The sequence below is a fragment of the Novosphingobium sp. genome (assembly GCF_019748365.1).
Taxonomy (GTDB): Bacteria; Pseudomonadota; Alphaproteobacteria; order Sphingomonadales; family Sphingomonadaceae; genus Novosphingobium.
Map to the genome: position 1 here is coordinate 1 of NZ_JAIEPN010000080.1, position 18,351 is coordinate 18,351.

An 18,351-nucleotide genomic window follows, 5' to 3' on the forward strand; every position below is an offset into this window, starting at 1 on the left:
CGCGCTCAGGCGATGACGACGAGCGGCTGGTCAAACTCGACCGGCTGCGCGTTTTCGACCAGGATCGCGGTGATCTTGCCGCCGGTAGGCGCGGTGATCGGGTTCATCACCTTCATCGCCTCGACGATGAGCAGCGTGTCACCGGCCTTGACCGTCGAGCCGACCGAAATGAACGGCGCCGCGCCGGGTTCGGGGGTGAGGTAGACCGTGCCGACCATCGGCGAGCGCAGGGCGTTGGCGTGCGTTTCAGCAGCGGGCGCTTCGGCGGCGGCAGGGGCGGCGGGAGCGGCAGCCGGTGCGGCGGCGGGTGCAGGCGCATAGTTCACGACCGGAGCGGCCGTGATCGTGCGCGCGACGCGGATCTTGCGCGTGCCATCCTCGACTTCGATCTCGGTCAGGCCGGTATCGGAAAGGAGTTCGGCCAGTTCGCGCACCAGCGCGCTGTCGATGGCCATCTTGGCGCTCTCGTCGCCGCGGTCATGCCCCATTTTGTTGTCCTCGCGGGTGATCGTGTCGAAAGGCGGTTCCATGCCCGCCGCGCCGCTCCTAGGCAAGAAAAACCGGAATGGGCGGCGTGGAAAAGCCCTGACTGCCCCTTGGGGCCGGGGCGTCAGAGCCGATGCGCGCCTTCGAGCGCGAGGAGGTAGCTCAGGGGGCCGAAGCCCGCGATCGTCGCCTTGGCCGCCATGCCGACATAGGACTTGTGGCGGAACGCTTCGCGCGTGTGCGGGTTGGAAAGGTGCACTTCGATCACCGGCGTGCGAATGGCCTTGATCGCATCGTGGAGCGCCACGCTGGTGTGCGTGAAGGCGCCGGCATTGAGCAGCACGGCCTTGGCGCCGACCGCCTGCGCTTCATGAAGCCAATCAACGAGATGGCCTTCGTGGTTCGACTGGCGCAGATCGATCTCGAGTCCGAGTTCCCGCGCCCGATCTTCCAGCATCCCGGCAATATCGTCGAGCGTGGCCGAGCCATAGATATCCGGCTCGCGCGTGCCGAGCAGGTTGAGATTGGGGCCGTTGAGGACAAAAACGGTCTCGGACATGGCGGACTCCCGCGAAGGCATTGGCGCTCTATCAGGCCCTGATAGAGCGTGGGCCTGCCGAGGCAAGCCTGCCCGCGATCAGCCCTTGCCGTTATCCGCCATCGGCGGCGGCGGCGCGTCACCGCCTTCGTCGATCGAAGCACCGGGATCGTCGCCATCGGGATTGTCGGCAGTGGCCGGCACGGGTTCGGGCTGCGCGATGGGTTGCGGCTGGTTTGTTGCGGCGAGCGATTCGGCCGCCTTGGCCTTCTTCTCGGCGGCTTCGGCCTTGGCCTCGACCGCGGTCATGCGCTCTTCAAGTGCACTTACGCGGTCTTCACAGCCGCCGAGAAGCATCGCCAGCACCGCAGCGGTGCTGGCAAGTGCAAGTCGGCGTACTGCGGGCCGATTGACGGGGGAGAGGCGGTTTGCGTCCATGTTGCACAGAGTCATAACAGGCAAAGATTACCCGAAACTAACCAAGCAGGTGCTTTTTACTGATCCGTCCCGCGCGCCTTCCCGTATTGGCGCGCCGCTGTGTAGCCGAGATACGCCGCGCCGAAGAGCGCGTAGAGCGGCTGGGGCAGCCCGGTGAAGTAGGCCGTGATCGCCTCGGTCATCGACCTTGCTGCAGCCGGACGCACCGCTGCGAGCAGGCCGAGCGGGATCGCCCAGAGGATCAGCAGATACATCACGTAGAGGAAGCTCGGGCGCGCTAGCGAGACATAGCGGCGTACGACGGGCGATCGGGGCATGGGCGTCCTTTCGGAAAGGTGGGGGACGCCGGACCAGATAGCGGCACAGGCCGATGTAGGAAAATGGTTTGGTGTGGCCGTGTAGAACCCCCACGCGAATAATCGCTACCCTCTGTCCGGTTTATGGCAATGGACGTGCTGCACTGCGGTAGATAGGGCAGTGGCCTTGCTGTCATGCTGGTGTAAACATGTGGCATCGCGCGATTCAGGGGCAGGCATTTGGTCGAGGCTTTGCGGCGGATTTCCTTCGGGCGCGGCTTGCTGGCGCTGAGTGCGCTGGTCTCTGGCTCGTGCCTCTATGCCGCCGCCGACGTGACTGCGGCCCCGCCTTCGCTGGACGAGCGGCGCGCGGCGCTTATCGAGCCGATGCTCGAGGACTATTGTTCGCGCTGCCACAACGATTTCGACAAGGTGGCGGGCCTTTCGGTGGCCGATCTGAAGGCGAGCGACATCGCGGCGGGCCGCAATGCCGAGGAATGGGAAAAGATTCTGCGGCGCGTGGCGGCGGGCGAGATGCCGCCGCACAGCAAGAAACAACCCGATCCGGCGCTCCGGGCGGACTTCGTTTCGTGGCTCGATGAGGGCCGTGCGCGCTATGTCATGGCGAACCCCGATCCCGGCGCGGCGCCGGTGCGGCGGCTGAACCGGCGCGAATATGCCAATGCCGTGCGCGATCTGCTGGGCGTGGAAGGTGATTTTGCCAGCGCGCTGCCGCCGGACAATTCGGGCTTCGGCTTCGACAATATCGCCGATGTGCTGAGCGTCTCGCCCACTCTGATGGAGCGCTATGTCGCGGTGGCGGGCAAGGCGGCGCGGCTGGCAACCGGCCTTGTGCCCAAGCGCGATTTCGTGACCACATGGCAAGTGGCCAAGGACGGCTCGGTGATGAATTCGGGCATCCCTGCCTACAACGAGCGCGCCGGGGCGGACCTGCCGCTGGGTTCGCGCGGGGGGGCGGCGGTGCGCTTTGTGGCGCGCTGGGACGGGGCCTACGACGTGGCCGTCTGGCTCAATTCTAACACCAACAACGAGAGCGATCGGCTACCTGAGGACCGCTTCGTGCTGCGCGTGCCGATGAAAGCGGGCGTGCACCGGGTGGCGGTCTCGTTCCGGCGGCAGACCTGGCCCGATGAAGCAGTGCAGGTGCTGCGCAACACGACCGACTATGTGCCGCTGCCGGTGGAGAAGCCGGTGGACCTGCCTCTCGACGTATGGGTGGACGGCGCACGGGCGGGGACGCTGACGGTGCCTTCGTTCCGGGTGCATCCGCGCTATTCGCAGCATAATTTCCCCCGCGATGTGCTGCAACTGGATGTGGCCGGGCCGTTCGACGCGGGCGGGAATGGCGATCTGGCCAGCCGCAAGGCGGTCTTCGTGTGCCAGCCAAAGCGGGCGGCGGAAGAAGCGCCTTGTGCCCGGCGGATTCTGGGCGGTCTGGCGCGGCGGGCATGGCGCGGGCCGGTGAGCCAAGCCGAGCTGGCGCCGCTCCTGAAGATCTACGAAAGCGAGCGTGCGGCAGGCGGGTTTGAAAGCGGTGTCGAGGCGGGGATCGAGGCGCTGCTGGTTTCGCCGCGTTTCCTGTTTGCGGTGGAGGCGCCGCCGCCATCGGGCAAGGGCGGGAGCGTCATCCCGGTTTCGGACTTCGATCTGGCCACGCGGCTCTCGCTGTTCCTGTGGAGCTCGATCCCGGATGAGCGGCTGCTCACGCTGGCGGGGCAGGGCAAGCTGCATCTCCCGGCAGTGCTGAGCAGCGAAATTGCGCGGATGCTGGCGGACAAGCGCGCCGAGGCGTTGACCGAGAACTTCGCGGGGCAGTGGCTCTATCTGCGCAACCTTGACCAGCAGCGGCCCGATATCACCGAATACCCGCAGTTCGATGTGCCGCTGCGCGAGGGCATGGCGACCGAGACGCGGATGTTCTTCGGCCATGTGCTGAGTGCGAACCGGCCGGTGACCGACTTCATCCGCGCCGATTACACCTTCCTCAACGAGCGGCTGGCGCGGCACTACGGGATCGCGGGCGTGCGCGGGCCGGCCTTCCGCAAGGTCTTGCTTGGCCCTGATCTGCCGCGCGGCGGGCTGCTGGGGCAGGCGAGCATCCTGACCGTGACGAGCTATGGCAACCGCACGTCGGTGGTGAAGCGCGGCAAGTGGATCCTTGACAACATGCTCGCCTCGCCGCCGCCGCCGCCGCCCGCCGATGTGCCTGCACTGAAGGCCGAGCATGACGGGAAGAAACTGACCGCGCGCGAGCAACTGGAATTGCACCGCGCCAATCCCGCCTGCGCTTCGTGCCACCAGCGGATGGACCCGCTGGGCTTTGCGCTTGAAAACTTCGATGCCGTTGGCGCTTGGCGGACACAGGATGCGGGGCAGGTGATCGACGCCGGGGCCGTGCTGGCGGATGGCACAGCGTTCAAGGGTTTCAGCGGCTTGCAACAGATACTGCTGGATCGGCGCGAGGAATTCGTGCGGGCCTTTACCGAGCGGCTGATGACTTATGCGCTGGGCCGGGGCCTCGGGCCGCAGGATATGCCGGCGGTGCGGGCCATCGCGCGCGATGCGGCGAAGGATGACTGGCGGGTGCAGACGATCATCAGGGGCATCGTGATGAGTCCGGGGTTCACTCTGCGCCGTGTGCCGACGCCGCCGACCAATGTCGCGCTGGCGGCCAGCGGATGGAGGCCGCACCCATGATCGTGAAACGCCCTGCGCTGAGCCGCCGCACCGTGCTGCGCGGGCTTGGCACGACCATGGCGCTGCCGTTTCTGGAGGCGATGATCCCTGCGGCCCGCGCCGCGGATGCCAGCGTGCGGCCCAAGCGGCTTTCGGTGTTCTACACGCCCAACGGCATGACGATGGACGCCTATCGCCCAGCCACGACGGGTGCGGACTATGTCCTGCCGCCGACGCTGGCGCCGCTGGAGCCGTTCCGCGCTGACATGGTGGTGGTGAGCGGCCTCGGCCATCCGCAGGCGGCGGCCTTCGGAGACCGCCCGGCAGGCCATGGCCGTTCCTGCCCGGCGTTCCTGACAGGCGCCCATGCGCGGCAGACCGAAGGGCCGGACATCCGCTGCGGCGTTTCGATGGATCAGGTCTTCGCCTCGCATCTGGGCGAGACGACCACGATCCCCTCGCTTGAGCTGGGCATCGATCAGGCAAGCCTGCTGGGCAGCTGCGATATCAACTATTCCTGCGCCTATACCAACGGCATCTCGTGGCTGACGCCGACCGTGCCGCTGCCGGTCATGGCCAATCCGCGCGACGTGTTCGAGCGCCTGTTCGGCGATGGCGAGGCGCTTGATCCCGCCAGCCGGCTGGCGCAGGCGCGGCGGCAGGCCTCGATCCTCGACTATGTGCGCGAGGATGCGGCGCGGCTTTCGGGCCGGCTGGGCGCTGAGGACAAGCGCAAGCTCGATGAATACCTCGATGCGACCCGCGCCATCGAGAAGCGCATCCAGCGCGCGGCGACGGGGCCGCAGGCGGAGGCAGGCTCGTTCGCGCAGCCGGCGGGCATCCCGGCGGACTTTGCCGAGCATGTGCGGCTGATGATCGATCTCAAGGTGCTCGCCATGCAGGCGGACTTGACGCGGGTCGCCACCTTCATGCTGGGGCGCGAGATTTCGAACCGGACCTATCCCGAAATCGGCGTCCCGGATTCGCATCATATGCTGAGCCACCACGGCAAGAACACCGACAAGATGGCCAAGCTGGCCCTGATCAACCGCTACCACATGGAATTCTTCGCCTATGCGCTGAAGCGGCTGAAGGAGACGCGCGACGGGGCGGGATCGCTGCTTGATACGACGCTGGTGATCCGAGGCAGCGCCTTCGGCGATTCCAACGAGCATGACTTCATGGACCTGCCGGTGATCGTTGCGGGCGGCCTTGTTCAGGGCGGGCGACATCTGGCTTTCAACAAGGGCACGACAATGTCGAACCTCATGCTGACCGGGCTCCAGCTGCTCGACGTGCCGGTGACCAAGTTCGGCGACAGCACCGGGCCGCTGTCGGGGCTGGCGCGTGCTTAGGCTCGCGGCGCTCCTGCTGGCGCTTCTGCCGCTTCAGGCCATGGCGCACGGCGTGGAGGATATTGCCCGCGCGATTGCCGAGGATGATCCCGAAGCACTGGCAGCGGCCCTGGCCCACGGCGCGAGTGCCAATGCTGTGCTGGATTATGGCGAGACGCCGCTGGCGCGCGCGGTCGAGACGCAGGATCCGGCGCTGGTCGATGTGCTGCTCAAGGCCAAGGCGCAGACCGACCGTGCCGATGCGCTGGGCGTTACGCCGCTGCTGCTCGCCTGCGAGCGCGGTAACAGCGCGATTGTCGCGGCGCTGGTGACGGCAGGCGCGCCGGTAGATCAGTCCAACGCCGACGCGGTGACGCCGCTGGCGATGTGCGCACGGTTTTCCGATGCGGACGCGGTGCGTGCGCTGCTGGCGCGGGGCGCAGCAGTCGAAAGCGCCGATCTGCGCGGGCAGACGGCTCTGATGTGGGCGGCCTCGGCGGGGCGGCTAGAGGCGGTTTCGGCGCTGTTGGCAGCAGGGGCGCAAGTGAATCGGGCGACGCCGAACCTGTTTACCCCGCTGTTTTTCGCGCTGGCGAGCGGGAAAGCCAATGTAGCCTCGGCGCTCATCGCGGCGGGGGCCGATGTGAAGCATCGCGGACCGGAGAACACCAGCGCGCTGCAGATGGCGCTCTACCAGAAGAACTGGGCGGCGGCCGAAGAACTGGTGCGGCTGGGCGGCGGCGATGTGGCCGAACTCGACCGTGAGGGGCGCCGGCCGCTCCATGTCGCGGCGGCAGCCGGGCAGGGCTCACTGCTGGCCGCGCTGCTCGAGCGCGGGGCGGAGGTCGATGCGCTGTCCGGTCCCTCAACCATCACCTGGGTAACCGAAGCCAATTTCGGCATGCCGCCCCCGCCGGTGCAGCCGACGACGGCGCTGATGGCGGCGGCCAAGGCGGGGCAGGCGGACGTGATGTGGCAGCTCGTGCGCGCAGGTGCGAACGAGCACTTTGTCGATGGCGCGGGCGTGAACCTCGTGCTGGCGGCAGCGCAGGGGCGCAATGCCACCGCGCTCGGGCTCGCGCTTGACCTCGCAGGCGATGCCAACGTGGCGGACAAGGACAAGACCACCGCTCTGCACATGCTGGCGGGCGGGCCCTTCTTCCCCGAGCTTCCCGCGATGCTGCGCGTGCTGGCGGCCAAGGGCGCGCGGGCCGATATTCCCAATGCCAGGGGCAAGACCGCGCTGCAGGTGCTGACGGATGGGCTTGCCACGGTGCAGGCTGCGTTTCATGAAGTCTATCCGGAGAATGCGGGGGCAGCCCTCGCACTTTCCCACTGAACGTTTCAGCAGAAGGACCACTGCCGATGACCCGTGCAAGACCGATCCTGATTGCCGCTGCTCTCGCCGCTCTGGTGGCCGGCGGGGCTGCCTCGATTGCCGCTTCGCCTGCCGAGACGATCGCGGCGCGGCAGGCCAATTTCAAGAAGATGGGCGGCGCGATGAAGGCGCTGAAGGACGAACTCGGCGGCGGGGCGGACAAGGCCAAGCTGCTGGCCGCCGCGCGCACGCTGGCCGCCACGGCGCGGACGCAATGGGTGCTGTTCACGCCGGGCACCGGGCCCTCCTCGGGCGTTAAGACCGATGCACTGCCGGCGATCTGGACGCAAAAGGGTGCCTTCGATGCTGCCTCCGCCAAGCTGGTGGCCGAGGCGGACAAGCTGGTCGGGATTGCCGGTTCGGGTGATACCGCAGCGGTGCTGGCGCAGTTCAAGGCTGTCGGCGGCACCTGCGCGGCCTGCCACAAGCAGTTCCGCGCCGAGGACTGAGCCAGCCATGAGCACGGATACGCCATCCGTAAAGGTGTGGGACCCGTTCGTGCGGGTGTTCCACTGGAGCCTGATCGTGCTGTTCGGCATTGCCTGGTGGAGCGGCGAGAACCACGACATGGAGCGCCACAAGCAGGCGGGCTACGCCATCTTCGCGCTCGTCGTGTTCCGCGTGTTCTGGGGCTTTGCCGGATCGCGGACGGCGCGATTTGCGCAGTTCCTCAAAGGGCCAGGCGCGGTCATGGCCTATCTGAAAACGCATGACGGCGAGACGCCTTCGGACGGGCACAATCCGCTGGGCGGCTGGAGCGTGGCGGCGCTGCTGGCGGTGATCCTCACGATCACGCTGGCGGGGCTGTTCGCGGTTGATGTCGACGGGATCGAATCCGGGCCGCTGGCGGACTGGGTGAGCTTCGATTCCGGGCGTGTGGCGTCCGAATGGCACGAAGCCGTGTTCAAGGCGGCGCTCGCGGTGATCGGCCTGCACATCCTCGCAATCGGCTACTATCAGGTGCTCAATGCGCACAACCTGATCGGTCCGATGATAACCGGACGGCGCGACCGCGGCAAAAACGAAGTTGGGGGGGAGGCTGTCGAGGACGTGAAGTGGTCGCCGGTCATGGCGCTGATCGGGATTGCCGGGGTGGGTGCACTGACCTGGGCGGTGATGAGCGGGTTCAAGTTCGGCTAGACCAAAACTCCTCGTCATTCCCGCGAAGGCGGGAATCCAGAACCGCAAGCGCAGCGGCAGCCGCTCTGGGCCCCCGCCTTCGCGGGGGTGACGAAAGCTTGAGGGGACGAAAGCTTACGTGTGACGAAAGCTCAGGAAAGCCGCTCGGGCACCGCCTGCGCTTCCTCGGCCAGTGTTTCGGCGGTCATCACCGCTTCCCACGGGAAAACGAACCAGCGCTTGTCCTCGGCGCGGTCGATCACTTCGGCGGTGTAGTCGACACGCGCCTTCGAGCGGCAATTGTCCTTGAGCACGGCGAAACGCAGATTGTCCGGATTGCAGCCGTTTTCCGCGAGCAGATTGCGGATGTAGACGATGGTCCCGCCGCTGTCGTTGATATCGTCCACAAACAGCAGCCGCGTGCCGGTGGTGGACTTGTCTGCCACTTTGCCGAGCAATTCGTCAGCAAAGCCTGGAACTTTCGAGGAATGGTCGATCGAGAGCATCGGCACTTGCAACTCGTGGCTGATGTAGACCGCGGGGACAAGGCCGCCGCGGCCGATGCCGATGATGAAATCGGGCTTCCAGCTATCCGCCGCCAGCAGCCGTGACAAGCTGCGCACGCTGCGCAGGAAATCCTCGTAGGGGATGTAGTTCAGCACAGGGGCGGCAGCTTCGGTCATGTCCGTTCGGGTCCGTTCGTCGGGCAGCAAAGGAGAGCGGTTACCGATTCCCGCCGCGCGGGGCAATTGCGGAAGGGGGGCGTTTTCAACCGGAATCGCGGGGGCTGCCGGGCGATGGCCAGGCCAGCTCGCCGAACGCGGTCTGGATCTCGCCGAGCACGATATCGGCGGCATAGCTCGGCGGGCGGGCCGATGCGGTGCACAGCGCGAGCGTCATCGGGCGCAGCACCGGATCGGAAATGCGGGTGAAGGAAAGGAGCCCGGCGCGCACTTCGGTCACCACATCAAGCGAGGTGAGGATGCCGATGCCGACGCCCTGCAGCACGAGGCTGGTGATCATCTGGATGTTGTTGCTGGTCGCCTTGCGGTCGAGCGTGATGCGCGTGGTGCCTTCGAGCACCGCGATCTGCTGGTGGACCGCGAGCGGGCTGGACGGCACCACGACTGGCGAGCCGACACTGGCCGAAAAGCGCGCCTCGGCCTGTTCTCCAAAGGGATGGCCGGCGGGGGTGATGAAGCCGAGATGCACATCGACGAAGGCGCGCACGGTGATGTCGCGATAGGATTCGGGGCCGAAGAACACGCCGAAATCGACCTCGCCGCTCGCGATCATCCGTCGCACCTGGTCGTTCGCGGCGACTTTCAGCTCGATGGTGATGCCGGGATAGCGGGTCTGCAGCGACTGGATCGCTGCAGGGATCACGCCCTTGGCCAGCGCATCGATCACCGCGATCTCGACATGGCCGCGCTTCAATCCGCGCAAGTCCTCGATCTGGGCGCGGACTTCGGCGAGGCTTTTCTGCCAGCGCCCGCCCGCGGCCATCAAGATCTCGCCCGCAGCGGTGAGGCGCAGACCCGTGGGGAGCCGCTCGAACAGTGGCATGCCGATCTCTGCCTCGACATTTAGGATCTGGCGGTCGATCGCCGAGGCGGACACGTTGAGCTCGTCCGCCGCCTTGCGGATCGAGCCAAGGCGGCCGACGGCGAGGAAATAGCGCAGGAAGCGGGAGAATGCCGGCACTGTGTTTTTGCCCTACCTAATTTTCGCAACACCTTGCGCGATTCATTGCATTTGCGCGAAACAGGTCAAGGCCATAATCACGCCGCAACGCAGCATAAGGGGTCGATACTTGGGTTACCGGGCAGGGGGCAACTGGACGAAGGCAGGGCGCGCGCTGGGCGCGGTGCTGCTCGCCGCGTCCGCCGTGCCTGCTATGGCCGAGCCCGTTCTGAACGATCCCGCGCGCGAAGCGGCCGTTGCCAGGCTGATCGAGGATGCGCGCGAAAGTCCGCCGGCCCTGCGCGTGCTGCTGCGCGGCATGCCCAAGGGCGGGGATCTCCACAACCACCTCGGCGGCGCGATCTATGCCGAGGACTATCTGACCTGGGCTGCGGCCAAGGGCTTCTGCGTCGACGAGACGGGCCTCACCGTGGAGCCGCCGCCGTGCCCCGCCGAACGCGGGATCGAACGCTTCGCCGCCAGCAACGAATTCGGCATGGACCGGCTGATCGACGCGATGTCGACGCGCGGTTTCCAGCGCGGGGTGGGGCAGAACGACGTTTCCGGCCACACACAGTTCTTCCGCTCGTTCGACCGCTTCGGCAAGATGGGCGGCGAAACGGCGCAGATGCTGACCGCAACACGGCGGATCGCGGCGGGTGACCACGTTTCCTATCTCGAACTGGATCACAACACGGCGACGCTCGTCTCGGTGGTGCGTGCCGCGGGCGATGCGCCGATTGCCGAAAGCGAACTCGCGGCGGTCCATGCGAGCGAGGCCAAGGAATTTGCGGTGCTGGTGCCCAAGGCGCGCGCGGAGCTCGATGCCGACGAGGCCGCTTCGGCCAAGGCGATGGCCTGCGGCACGCCTGCCGCCGAACCGGCCTGCAAGGTTGCGGTGCACTACCTGTTCCAGGCGCTGCGCGCGCTGCCGCCGCGGCAGGTCTACCGCTCGCTGGTGCTCGGCTTCATGATGGCCGACGCCGATCCGCGCTTTGTCGGCGTGAACATCGTGATGCCGGAGGACGCGTGGCTGGCGCGGCGCGATTACAGTCTGCACATGGCCATGATCCGCTTCCTTGCCGCGAAGTATCCGCGCGTGAAGCTGACGCTGCATGCCGGCGAAGTGACGCTGGGGCAGGTGCCTCCGGCGGACCTCACGGACCATATCGCGCAGGCCGTGGCGGCAGGCGCCAAGCGGATCGGTCACGGCACTGGCATCGCCTTCGAGGACAGGGCCGAGGACACGATGGCGCGCATGGCCAGGGAGGGCATCGCGGTCGAGATCAACCTGACCAGCAATGCGGTGATCCTTGGCGTGAAGGGGGTCGACCATCCCTTGCGGCTTTACCGCGCGCATGGTGTGCCGGTGGTGCTTTCGACCGATGACGAGGGCGTGCTGCGCTCGGACATGACGAACGAATATGTTCGCGCGGTCCGTGAGCAGGGGTTAACTTATGGTCAGCTCAAGCAGATCGCGCGTGCAGGGCTTGCCTATTCCTTCCTGCCGGGCTCGGCGCTGTGGGCCGATCCGGTGAAGCTGGTGGCTGTGGCTGCCTGTGCTGATTTTGCCACACCTTCTTGCGCCAAGTATCTGGCGGGCAACGAGAAGGCGCGGCTGCAGATGGATCTTGAACACCAATTTGCACTCTACGAGGCCGAGCGTCTGGCGCGTGCCGGAAAGGTGACATAAGAACGTAATACGAATTGCTGCGGCAGTGGCATTACAACAAAAACGGGTGCGCCCAGCCTCGGGGATGCTGCATGAGCGGCATGGCGGCGGGGAAGATACCTGATTGTTTGCGGGAGAGGCGCGGTTCAACCACGCGCATTGCGGTCTTCACGGCAGGTGAGGGCAGTGCGCCTTTTGCGTCCCAGGGGGTTTCTCGATGCTCTACCCGAATAGTTCCGCGCAAGTTCTTGCGCCCCGCCGCCTTGTCCAAGGTCTTGTGGCGCTGCTTGGCTGCACCGCGCTGACGGCGCCCGCCTTCGCGCAGGAAGCGCCTGCAGCCGATGAGCCGAAGAAGGAAGAAATCGTCGTCGTCGGCTCGCTGAACGCGCTGCCGGTGAAGGATGTCGGCTCGATCTTCGGTTTCGACAAGAACCTCGTCGAAACCCCGCGTTCGGCTTCGACCATTTCGAAGGAGCAGCTTGAGCGCTTCGGTGTGAGCGAGATCTACGACCTCGTGTCGCAATCGCCGGGTGTGTTCACCAACTCGTTCTTCGGCGTCGGCGGTGCGCTCGACATCCGCGGTACTCCCGGCGAAGTCTATTTCCGCGGTATCCGCCGCCTCGACAACCCGGGCAACTACCCGACACCGATCGGCGCTTCGGACCGTATCGACATCGTGCGCGGCCCCGCCTCGCCGATCTACGGCCCGTCGAAGACCGGCGGCTACATGAACTTCGTGCCGCTGACCGCGCGTGCTGCGGGCGGCAAGTACCTTGACAATCCGGAAGGCCAGCTTTCGTACACGAGCGGCAGCTGGGCGCGCAACGTGCTGAGCGCGCAGGTGCGCGGGCCGGGCAAGATTGGTGGCCAGGAATTCGGCTACAGCCTCTACGCCCAGGTCGAGGATTCGGGCAGCTATTATCGCAACATGTCGACCCGCCAGACCATCCTGCAGGCGGCTTTCGATACCGATCTCACGCCCAATCTGCGGCTTGAGTTCGGCGGCATGCACCACAACTTCAAGGGCCAGCAGAACGGTGGCTGGAACCGCCTGACCCAGGACCTTGTCGACAACGGCAACTACATCACCGGCGAAGCGCAACCGCTCGACACCGATGGTGACGGGCAGATCTCCGCAGCCGAGGCGCGGGTCGCCAACCTGAATCCGTTCGGCGGTTTCGCCTGCGGCGGCAACCCGTTCGCATCGTCGATCACGGCAGCTTGCTTTACCAATCCGGCGATGACCCTGTCGAACGTCGGCACCGCCAAGCTGAGCCGGCGCAACACGCTGACGGCTGAAGACGACAAGCTCAACAACATTGCCAACACGGCCTATCTCGACCTGATCTTCGATGCCGGCAACGATCTCGAGATCAAGAACCAGCTGTTCTACGACGGCTACCGGAACATCAACGAGAACCAGTACGGCTTCTCGCAGTTCCATAGTTCCTATGTCATCGAAGACCGCATCGTAGTCTCGAAGATCTTCAAGACCGATATCGGCAAGTTTTCGTTCCAGGTATCGCCATCGATCCGTTACACCAATTTCCGGCATGGCGACGACTTTTTCTATGAATACTTCAATCGTGTCGACCTGACCAAGGGCTACAATGCCCGCTCGGACCGGTTGCTTTCGACCGAGTGCGAATGCAACTATGCCAACTACAACGTCGGCCACTACACCGACTATGGCATGGCCGGTCTTGCCAACCTTGACTTCAACTTCGGCCTCGATCTCACGCTCGGTGCCCGTTACGACCACATCAAGGTCAAGACGGTGGACGATGCCACCAAGCTGGAAAATCCCGGCAGCGCTGGCTCGGCTGATACGTCGAAGGGTGGCTGGTCGTGGTCGGCAAGCGCCAACTACCGCCTGCCCTTCGGGCTGATCCCCTATGTCACGATTTCGCGCCAGTCGACGATCATCGCCGGCCAGGGTGCCGAAATCACGCCGGGTGATGCGACCTCGGGCGCGTTCATCAGCGCTTCGAAGCTCTATGAAGGCGGCATCAAGGGCAGCTTCCTGAACAACCGGCTCTATGCGGCGGTTTCGGTCTACAAGCAGACCCGTACGGACCGCAATTCGCAGGCGATCGTGACCAACCAGGCAGTCGAGACGCGCGGGATCGAGGCCGAACTGCGCTGGTCGGTCGACAAGCACTTCCTGATTTCGGCCAACTACACCAAGACCAAGGTCGAGAACCTCACCGCGATCGGCGACGGCGTGCTGTTCAGCTTCTTCGGCATCGAAGACCTGAAGGGCATCAACCCGGCGCTGTTCCTCGGCGGCCAGCCGATCGGCCTCGTGCCGATCCCGAACGCCAACGCCTCGCGCCGCGCGGGTATCCCCGAGGATCTCTACTCGGCAACTGCGACCTACTCGTTCGACAATGGTCTGGCCTTCTCGGGCAGCATCAGCCACGTGCCGTCGGTGTTCTCGGGCCAGTCGCAGGTGGTCCGGCTTCCGGCCTACACGCTGGTCGATGCCAGCATGTCCTACACCAAGGGGCCGTGGCTGTTCCGTGTGGTCGTGAAGAACCTGACGGATGCCAAGTACTTCCGCGCCAACTTCACGGAACTCTTCGGTGCGACGATCGCGCTGCCCGAGCGTCCGCGCAACTGGCAGGCTTCGGTCGTCTACAAGTTCTGACGAAGCCATCCGGGCGAGGGGCGGCCAGTGTCGCCCCTCGCACCTTCTTTCTGACATGATTTCAGGGTGATCTGGCCCATGCGCTTGTTCGCGCGTCTTGCGCTTGTTCTTGCCGGGCTGATGCCTTCCGTCGTCTTCGCCGCGCCGGTTGCCGATGCCGCCACGCTTGCCGCGGTCAAGTCCTGCGTCCCGGCGCAGCCTTGCGCCGCGAAGCTGCCGGTGCGCGTGGTGGTCGTCACCATGTTCGAGATCGGCAAGGATACCGGCGACAAGCCGGGCGAGTTCCAGCTCTGGAAAGAGCGCCGCCACCTCACCGAAACGCTGCCTTTCCCGCAAGGGTGGCACGATCTGGCCTATGATCCCGAGACGGGCGTGCTTGCCATCGTGACCGGCATGGGTTCGATAAAGTCGGCCACCGCCGCGCTTGCGCTCGGGCTCGATGACCGGCTTGACCTGTCCAGGGCTTACTGGTTGGTGGCGGGGATCGCGGGGATCGATCCGGAGGACGCGTCAGTCGGCTCCGCCGCATGGGCGCGCTATCTGATCGATGGCGATATCGCACACGAGATCGATGCGCGCGAGATCCCCAAGGACTGGACGAGCGGTTACTTCGCGCTCCACAGCAAGGGGCCGATGGACAAGACGCCGCTCGAGCCCGTCAACGGCGAGATGTTCGAGCTCAATCCCGCGCTGCAGGAGTGGGCTTTCGCGCTGACGAAGGACATGGTGCTGCCCGATGATCCGGGCATCGCCGAGGCGCGCAAGGCCTTCAAGGGCTATCCCAATGCGCAGAAGCCGCCTTTCGTGCTCAAGGGCGACAATCTGGCGGCGATGACCTTCTGGCACGGTGCGAAGATGACGCAGTGGGCGAATGACTGGACGCGGTTCTGGACGCGCGGCAAAGGCGAGTTCGTGACCTCTGCGATGGAGGAAACCGGCACGTTCCAGTCGATCGAATATCTCGCCAAGGTCGGCCGGGCGGACCGGAATCGCGTGCTGGTGCTGCGCGCGGCCAGCAATTTCACGATGCCGCCGCCGGGGATCGATCCGGCAAGCTATCTGCTCAGCGAAAACCAGGGCTATGCCGGGATGACCGCGGCGCTGGAGAGCCTGTACAGCGTCGGCGGGAAGGTGGTCGACGAGATCGTGGCGCATTGGGACCGCTATGGTCCGGCGCCGCCGAAATGACGGGCATCTGCTGACATGACCCTGACGCTTATCCGCAATGCCGCGGTGGTTGCCGCGATGGATGATGCGGGAAGCGAGATTGCCGGCGGAGCGGTTGCGCTGCGCGATGGCGTGATCCTCGCAGTGGGGACGACGGCGGAACTGGCGCCGCTCGCTGGCCATGCGGACGAGATCGTCGAGGCCGCGGGCTGCGTGGTGACGCCGGGGCTGATCAATACGCACCACCACCTCTACCAGACGCTGACCCGCGCGGTGCCGGGCGCGACCGAGGCTTCGCTGTTCGGCTGGCTGAAGCGGCTCTACCCGATCTGGGCTCGCTATAGGCCCGATGACGTGTTCGCCGCGACGCAGCTGGGACTTGCGGAGCTGGCGCTTTCGGGCTGTTCGCTGAGCAGCGACCACTTGTATCTGTTCCCCAATGGCGTGACGCTGGATGACACGATCCATGCCGCAGCCGGTATCGGCGTGCGTTTCCACGCGACGCGCGGCAGCATGAGCGTGGGCGAAAGCGCGGGCGGCTTGCCGCCGGACAGCCTCGTCGAGCGCGAGGATGCGATCCTGGCCGACTGCATCCGGGTGATCGACCGGTTTCATGATGCCAAGGACGGCGCCATGGTGCGCGTGGGCGTCGCGCCGTGCTCGCCCTTTTCGGTGAGCCGCGAACTGATGCGCGATGCGGCGCTGCTGGCGCGTGACAAGGGCGTGATGCTGCACACGCACCTTGCCGAAGATGCCGACGATGTCGCTTTCAGCCTTGAACGGTTCGGCTGCCGGCCGGGACAATATGCCGAAGACCTCGGCTGGACAGGGCCTGATGTGTGGCATGCACACTGCGTCCAGCTTGACAGCCACGAGATCGACCTGTTCGCGCGGACAAAGACCGGGGTGGCGCATTGTCCGGGCTCCAATTGCCGGCTCGGTTCGGGCGTGGCGCCGGTGCGGGCCATGGTCGATGCCGGAGTTCCGGTGGGGCTGGGCGTGGATGGGTCGGCCTCGAACGATACCGCGAACCTGCTCGGCGAGGCGCGGCAGGCCATGCTGCTTCAGCGCGTGACGCATGGCGCGACGGCGTTCGCAGCGCGCGAGGCGCTGCGGCTGGCGACGCGCGGCGGTGCGGCTGTGCTGGGGCGGCCTGATCTGGGCCAGCTGGTGCCGGGCAAGCGCGCTGATGTGGCGGTGTGGGACATGGCCGATGTCGCCTCGACCGGTGCGTGGGATCTCGTTGCCGGGCTGGTGTTGGCGCCGCCTTCCGGCGTGCGCGACTTGTTTGTGGAGGGCCGTCCGGTCGTGCGCGGGGGTGACCTTGTGCAGACACCGCGCAGCGCAATCCTGAGTGCCGCGCGCCGCTCGCTCGATCGCCTCATGGCCTAGCTTAGGGAGACTGCCCGCCGTGCCCCCCTCTGCTGGAAGATTGCCCCAGTCGGTCAGCCGCGCTCAGGCTCGTGATCCGGATTTCTTTCCCGGCATGGCCCTCGCGCTTCCCTTGGGCATTCAGCACGTGCTGGCGATGTTTGTTTCGAACCTCACCCCGCCGATCATCGTGGCGGGGGCGGCGGGCTTCGGGTTCGGATCGGCGGACCCGTCCGAGCTCATCTACATGATCCAGATGGCGATGCTCTTCGCCGGGATCGCGACCTTGATGCAGACGGTGGGTTTTGGCCCGATCGGCGCGCGGTTGCCGCTGGTGCAGGGGACGAGCTTTGCCTTCATCCCGGTGATGATCCCGATTGTCGCGGGGCGCGGCGTGGGCGCGATGGCGGAACTGACGACGGCGGCGCTGATCGGCGGGCTGGTGCATGGGGCGCTCAGCGTCTTTGTGGGCCGCGTGCGCTTTGCCTTGCCGCCGCTGATTACGGGATTGGTCGTCCTGATGATCGGGCTCTCGCTCATGCGGATCGGGGTGCAGTATGCCGCGGGCGGGGTGCCGGCGGTGGGGACGCCCGCGTTCGGAGCGGGCACAAGCTGGCTGCTGGCGGGCGTGGTTGTTCTCGCGACATTGGGCCTCAAGTTCTTTGCGCGCGGCCTGTGGTCGACGGCCTCGGTGCTGCTCGGGCTGCTGGCGGGTTATCTGGTCGCGCTCGCGATGGGGCGGATTTCGTTTGCGGCGGTCGGCGCGGCGCCCATCATGATGGTGCCGCAGCCCTTCCACTTCGGCTTCGCGCTCTCGGCTTCCGCCGTGCTCGGCTTCGTGCTGACGGGGTTTGTCTCATCGATCGAATCGATCGGCGATGTCGAGGCGATCTGCGAGGGGACGGCGGGACGGCCCGCGACCGACGCCGAATTGAAGGGCGCCGTCGCTGCGGATGGCGCTGGGACGGCGCTGGCGGCGATCTTCGGCGCGATGCCCAACACGACCTTCAGCCAGAACGTCGGCCTCATCGCGATCACCGGGATGATGAGCCGCCATGTCGTGACGCTGGGCGCGGTGTTCCTGATCGTCTGCGGGCTTGTGCCCAAGATCGGCGCGGTGATCACTACGATCCCCATCGAAGTGCTCGGCGGCGGGGTGATCGTGATGTTCGGCATGGTCGCCTCGGCGGCGCTTGCAATGCTGGCGGGGGTGACGTGGAACCAGCGCAACATGCTGGTATTCGGCGTGAGCCTCTCGCTCGCGCTGGGCCTGCAACTGGAGCCCACGGCGCTGGCGCATCTGCCCGAGACGGCGCGGATGCTGCTCTCCTCCGGCGTGCTCCCGGCGGCGGTGCTGGCGATTATCCTCAACCTGATCCTGCCGCACGAGACGGCGGATGAAGAACTGCTCCCCGCCGGGGATGGCGCCTGAGCGCATGGTGACGAGCGCGCTCTTTTTTGCAACAAACCGTCCGGTTCATTGCGTTGGATCGGTAGGGGTCGGCGCGGCATAGGGGCGGGA

At 66.0% G+C, this 18,351-nt stretch carries 16 protein-coding genes; 10 read left to right on the plus strand and 6 right to left on the minus strand.

Features of this window, described 5'->3' with window-relative positions; genetic code table 11:
- Nucleotides 1-5 precede the first annotated feature (5 nt).
- The 4 genes from accB to K5Q19_RS10205 form a co-directional block, all read right to left on the minus strand.
- Complete coding sequence (gene accB / locus K5Q19_RS10190) at nucleotides 6-488, minus strand: acetyl-CoA carboxylase biotin carboxyl carrier protein (protein WP_292944449.1); 483 nt, start codon at nucleotides 486-488, stop codon at nucleotides 6-8.
- A gap of 122 nt (nucleotides 489-610) precedes the next feature.
- Nucleotides 611-1,045, minus strand: a complete 435-nt coding sequence (gene aroQ, locus K5Q19_RS10195; protein ID WP_292944410.1) for a type II 3-dehydroquinate dehydratase — start codon at nucleotides 1,043-1,045, stop codon at nucleotides 611-613.
- Nucleotides 1,046-1,123: 78 nt separating this feature from the next.
- Entirely contained in the window at nucleotides 1,124-1,462 is a 339-nt protein-coding gene (locus K5Q19_RS10200; protein ID WP_292944412.1) for a hypothetical protein, read from the minus strand.
- 56 nt (nucleotides 1,463-1,518) lie between these two features.
- On the minus strand, nucleotides 1,519-1,779 hold the full coding sequence (locus K5Q19_RS10205; protein WP_365759161.1) for a 3TM-type holin: 261 nt from the start codon (nucleotides 1,777-1,779) through the stop codon (nucleotides 1,519-1,521).
- A 219-nt stretch (nucleotides 1,780-1,998) separates the two neighbouring features.
- Here K5Q19_RS10205 and K5Q19_RS10210 point away from each other — a divergent pair, with 219 nt between their 5' ends.
- Genes K5Q19_RS10210 through K5Q19_RS10230 form a run of 5 tightly spaced genes read left to right on the plus strand, consistent with a single transcriptional unit; the run spans nucleotide 1,999 to nucleotide 8,307 of the window.
- On the plus strand, nucleotides 1,999-4,476 hold the full coding sequence (locus tag K5Q19_RS10210; protein ID WP_292944415.1) for a DUF1592 domain-containing protein: 2,478 nt from the start codon (nucleotides 1,999-2,001) through the stop codon (nucleotides 4,474-4,476).
- Entirely contained in the window at nucleotides 4,473-5,810 is a 1,338-nt protein-coding gene (locus tag K5Q19_RS10215) for a DUF1552 domain-containing protein (protein ID WP_292944418.1), read from the plus strand. The genes K5Q19_RS10210 and K5Q19_RS10215 overlap by 4 nt, the downstream gene beginning before the upstream one ends.
- A complete protein-coding gene (locus K5Q19_RS10220; RefSeq protein WP_292944421.1) occupies nucleotides 5,803-7,128 on the plus strand; it encodes an ankyrin repeat domain-containing protein in 1,326 nt (441 codons plus the stop codon). Before K5Q19_RS10215 ends, K5Q19_RS10220 begins: the two co-directional genes overlap by 8 nt.
- 26 nt (nucleotides 7,129-7,154) lie before the next feature.
- Nucleotides 7,155-7,616, plus strand: coding sequence for a cytochrome c (locus tag K5Q19_RS10225; protein ID WP_292944424.1), 462 nt, complete (start codon nucleotides 7,155-7,157; stop codon nucleotides 7,614-7,616).
- Between the two features lie 7 nt (nucleotides 7,617-7,623).
- The gene (locus K5Q19_RS10230; RefSeq protein WP_292944427.1) at nucleotides 7,624-8,307 is read left to right on the plus strand and encodes a cytochrome b/b6 domain-containing protein; all 684 of its coding nucleotides are present in this window, start codon (nucleotides 7,624-7,626) and stop codon (nucleotides 8,305-8,307) included.
- A 131-nt stretch (nucleotides 8,308-8,438) separates the two neighbouring features.
- On the opposite strand, the gene K5Q19_RS10235 is transcribed toward K5Q19_RS10230, so the two are convergent.
- Together K5Q19_RS10235 and K5Q19_RS10240 are read right to left on the minus strand one after the other, a co-directional pair.
- Nucleotides 8,439-8,969 (minus strand): phosphoribosyltransferase family protein, encoded by a 531-nt coding sequence (locus tag K5Q19_RS10235; protein ID WP_292944430.1) that lies wholly within the window; start codon nucleotides 8,967-8,969, stop codon nucleotides 8,439-8,441.
- Nucleotides 8,970-9,054: 85 nt separating this feature from the next.
- Nucleotides 9,055-9,990 carry a LysR family transcriptional regulator gene (locus K5Q19_RS10240; protein WP_292944433.1) on the minus strand — a complete coding sequence of 312 codons (936 nt, stop codon included), beginning with the start codon at nucleotides 9,988-9,990 and terminating at the stop codon, nucleotides 9,055-9,057.
- Nucleotides 9,991-10,099: 109 nt separating this feature from the next.
- Between K5Q19_RS10240 and K5Q19_RS10245 the strand changes: the two genes are divergently transcribed.
- From K5Q19_RS10245 to K5Q19_RS10265, 5 genes are all read left to right on the plus strand, one after another.
- Complete coding sequence (locus K5Q19_RS10245; RefSeq protein WP_292944435.1) at nucleotides 10,100-11,662, plus strand: adenosine deaminase; 1,563 nt, start codon at nucleotides 10,100-10,102, stop codon at nucleotides 11,660-11,662.
- A 196-nt stretch (nucleotides 11,663-11,858) separates the two neighbouring features.
- Complete coding sequence (locus K5Q19_RS10250; protein WP_292944437.1) at nucleotides 11,859-14,291, plus strand: TonB-dependent receptor; 2,433 nt, start codon at nucleotides 11,859-11,861, stop codon at nucleotides 14,289-14,291.
- 78 nt (nucleotides 14,292-14,369) lie between these two features.
- Nucleotides 14,370-15,479, plus strand: coding sequence for a purine nucleoside permease (locus K5Q19_RS10255; protein WP_292944440.1), 1,110 nt, complete (start codon nucleotides 14,370-14,372; stop codon nucleotides 15,477-15,479).
- 15 nt (nucleotides 15,480-15,494) lie between these two features.
- On the plus strand, nucleotides 15,495-16,850 hold the full coding sequence (locus tag K5Q19_RS10260; RefSeq protein ID WP_292944443.1) for an 8-oxoguanine deaminase: 1,356 nt from the start codon (nucleotides 15,495-15,497) through the stop codon (nucleotides 16,848-16,850).
- A 94-nt stretch (nucleotides 16,851-16,944) separates the two neighbouring features.
- Entirely contained in the window at nucleotides 16,945-18,261 is a 1,317-nt protein-coding gene (locus tag K5Q19_RS10265; protein ID WP_292944446.1) for a nucleobase:cation symporter-2 family protein, read from the plus strand.
- Nucleotides 18,262-18,351: the final 90 nt, after the last annotated feature.

Coding starts and splice junctions, on each gene's coding strand:
- K5Q19_RS10255 (WP_292944440.1), top strand. CDS start 14,370: ATGCGCTTGTTCGCGCGTCTTGCGCTTGTTCTTGCCGGGCTGATGCCT.
- K5Q19_RS10235 (WP_292944430.1), bottom strand. CDS start 8,969: ATGACCGAAGCTGCCGCCCCTGTGCTGAACTACATCCCCTACGAGGAT.
- K5Q19_RS10205 (WP_365759161.1), bottom strand. CDS start 1,779: ATGCCCCGATCGCCCGTCGTACGCCGCTATGTCTCGCTAGCGCGCCCG.
- K5Q19_RS10230 (WP_292944427.1), top strand. CDS start 7,624: ATGAGCACGGATACGCCATCCGTAAAGGTGTGGGACCCGTTCGTGCGG.
- K5Q19_RS10200 (WP_292944412.1), bottom strand. CDS start 1,462: ATGGACGCAAACCGCCTCTCCCCCGTCAATCGGCCCGCAGTACGCCGA.
- aroQ (WP_292944410.1), bottom strand. CDS start 1,045: ATGTCCGAGACCGTTTTTGTCCTCAACGGCCCCAATCTCAACCTGCTC.
- K5Q19_RS10250 (WP_292944437.1), top strand. CDS start 11,859: ATGCTCTACCCGAATAGTTCCGCGCAAGTTCTTGCGCCCCGCCGCCTT.
- accB (WP_292944449.1), bottom strand. CDS start 488: ATGGGGCATGACCGCGGCGACGAGAGCGCCAAGATGGCCATCGACAGC.
- K5Q19_RS10260 (WP_292944443.1), top strand. CDS start 15,495: ATGACCCTGACGCTTATCCGCAATGCCGCGGTGGTTGCCGCGATGGAT.
- K5Q19_RS10215 (WP_292944418.1), top strand. CDS start 4,473: ATGATCGTGAAACGCCCTGCGCTGAGCCGCCGCACCGTGCTGCGCGGG.
- K5Q19_RS10265 (WP_292944446.1), top strand. CDS start 16,945: ATGGCCCTCGCGCTTCCCTTGGGCATTCAGCACGTGCTGGCGATGTTT.
- K5Q19_RS10225 (WP_292944424.1), top strand. CDS start 7,155: ATGACCCGTGCAAGACCGATCCTGATTGCCGCTGCTCTCGCCGCTCTG.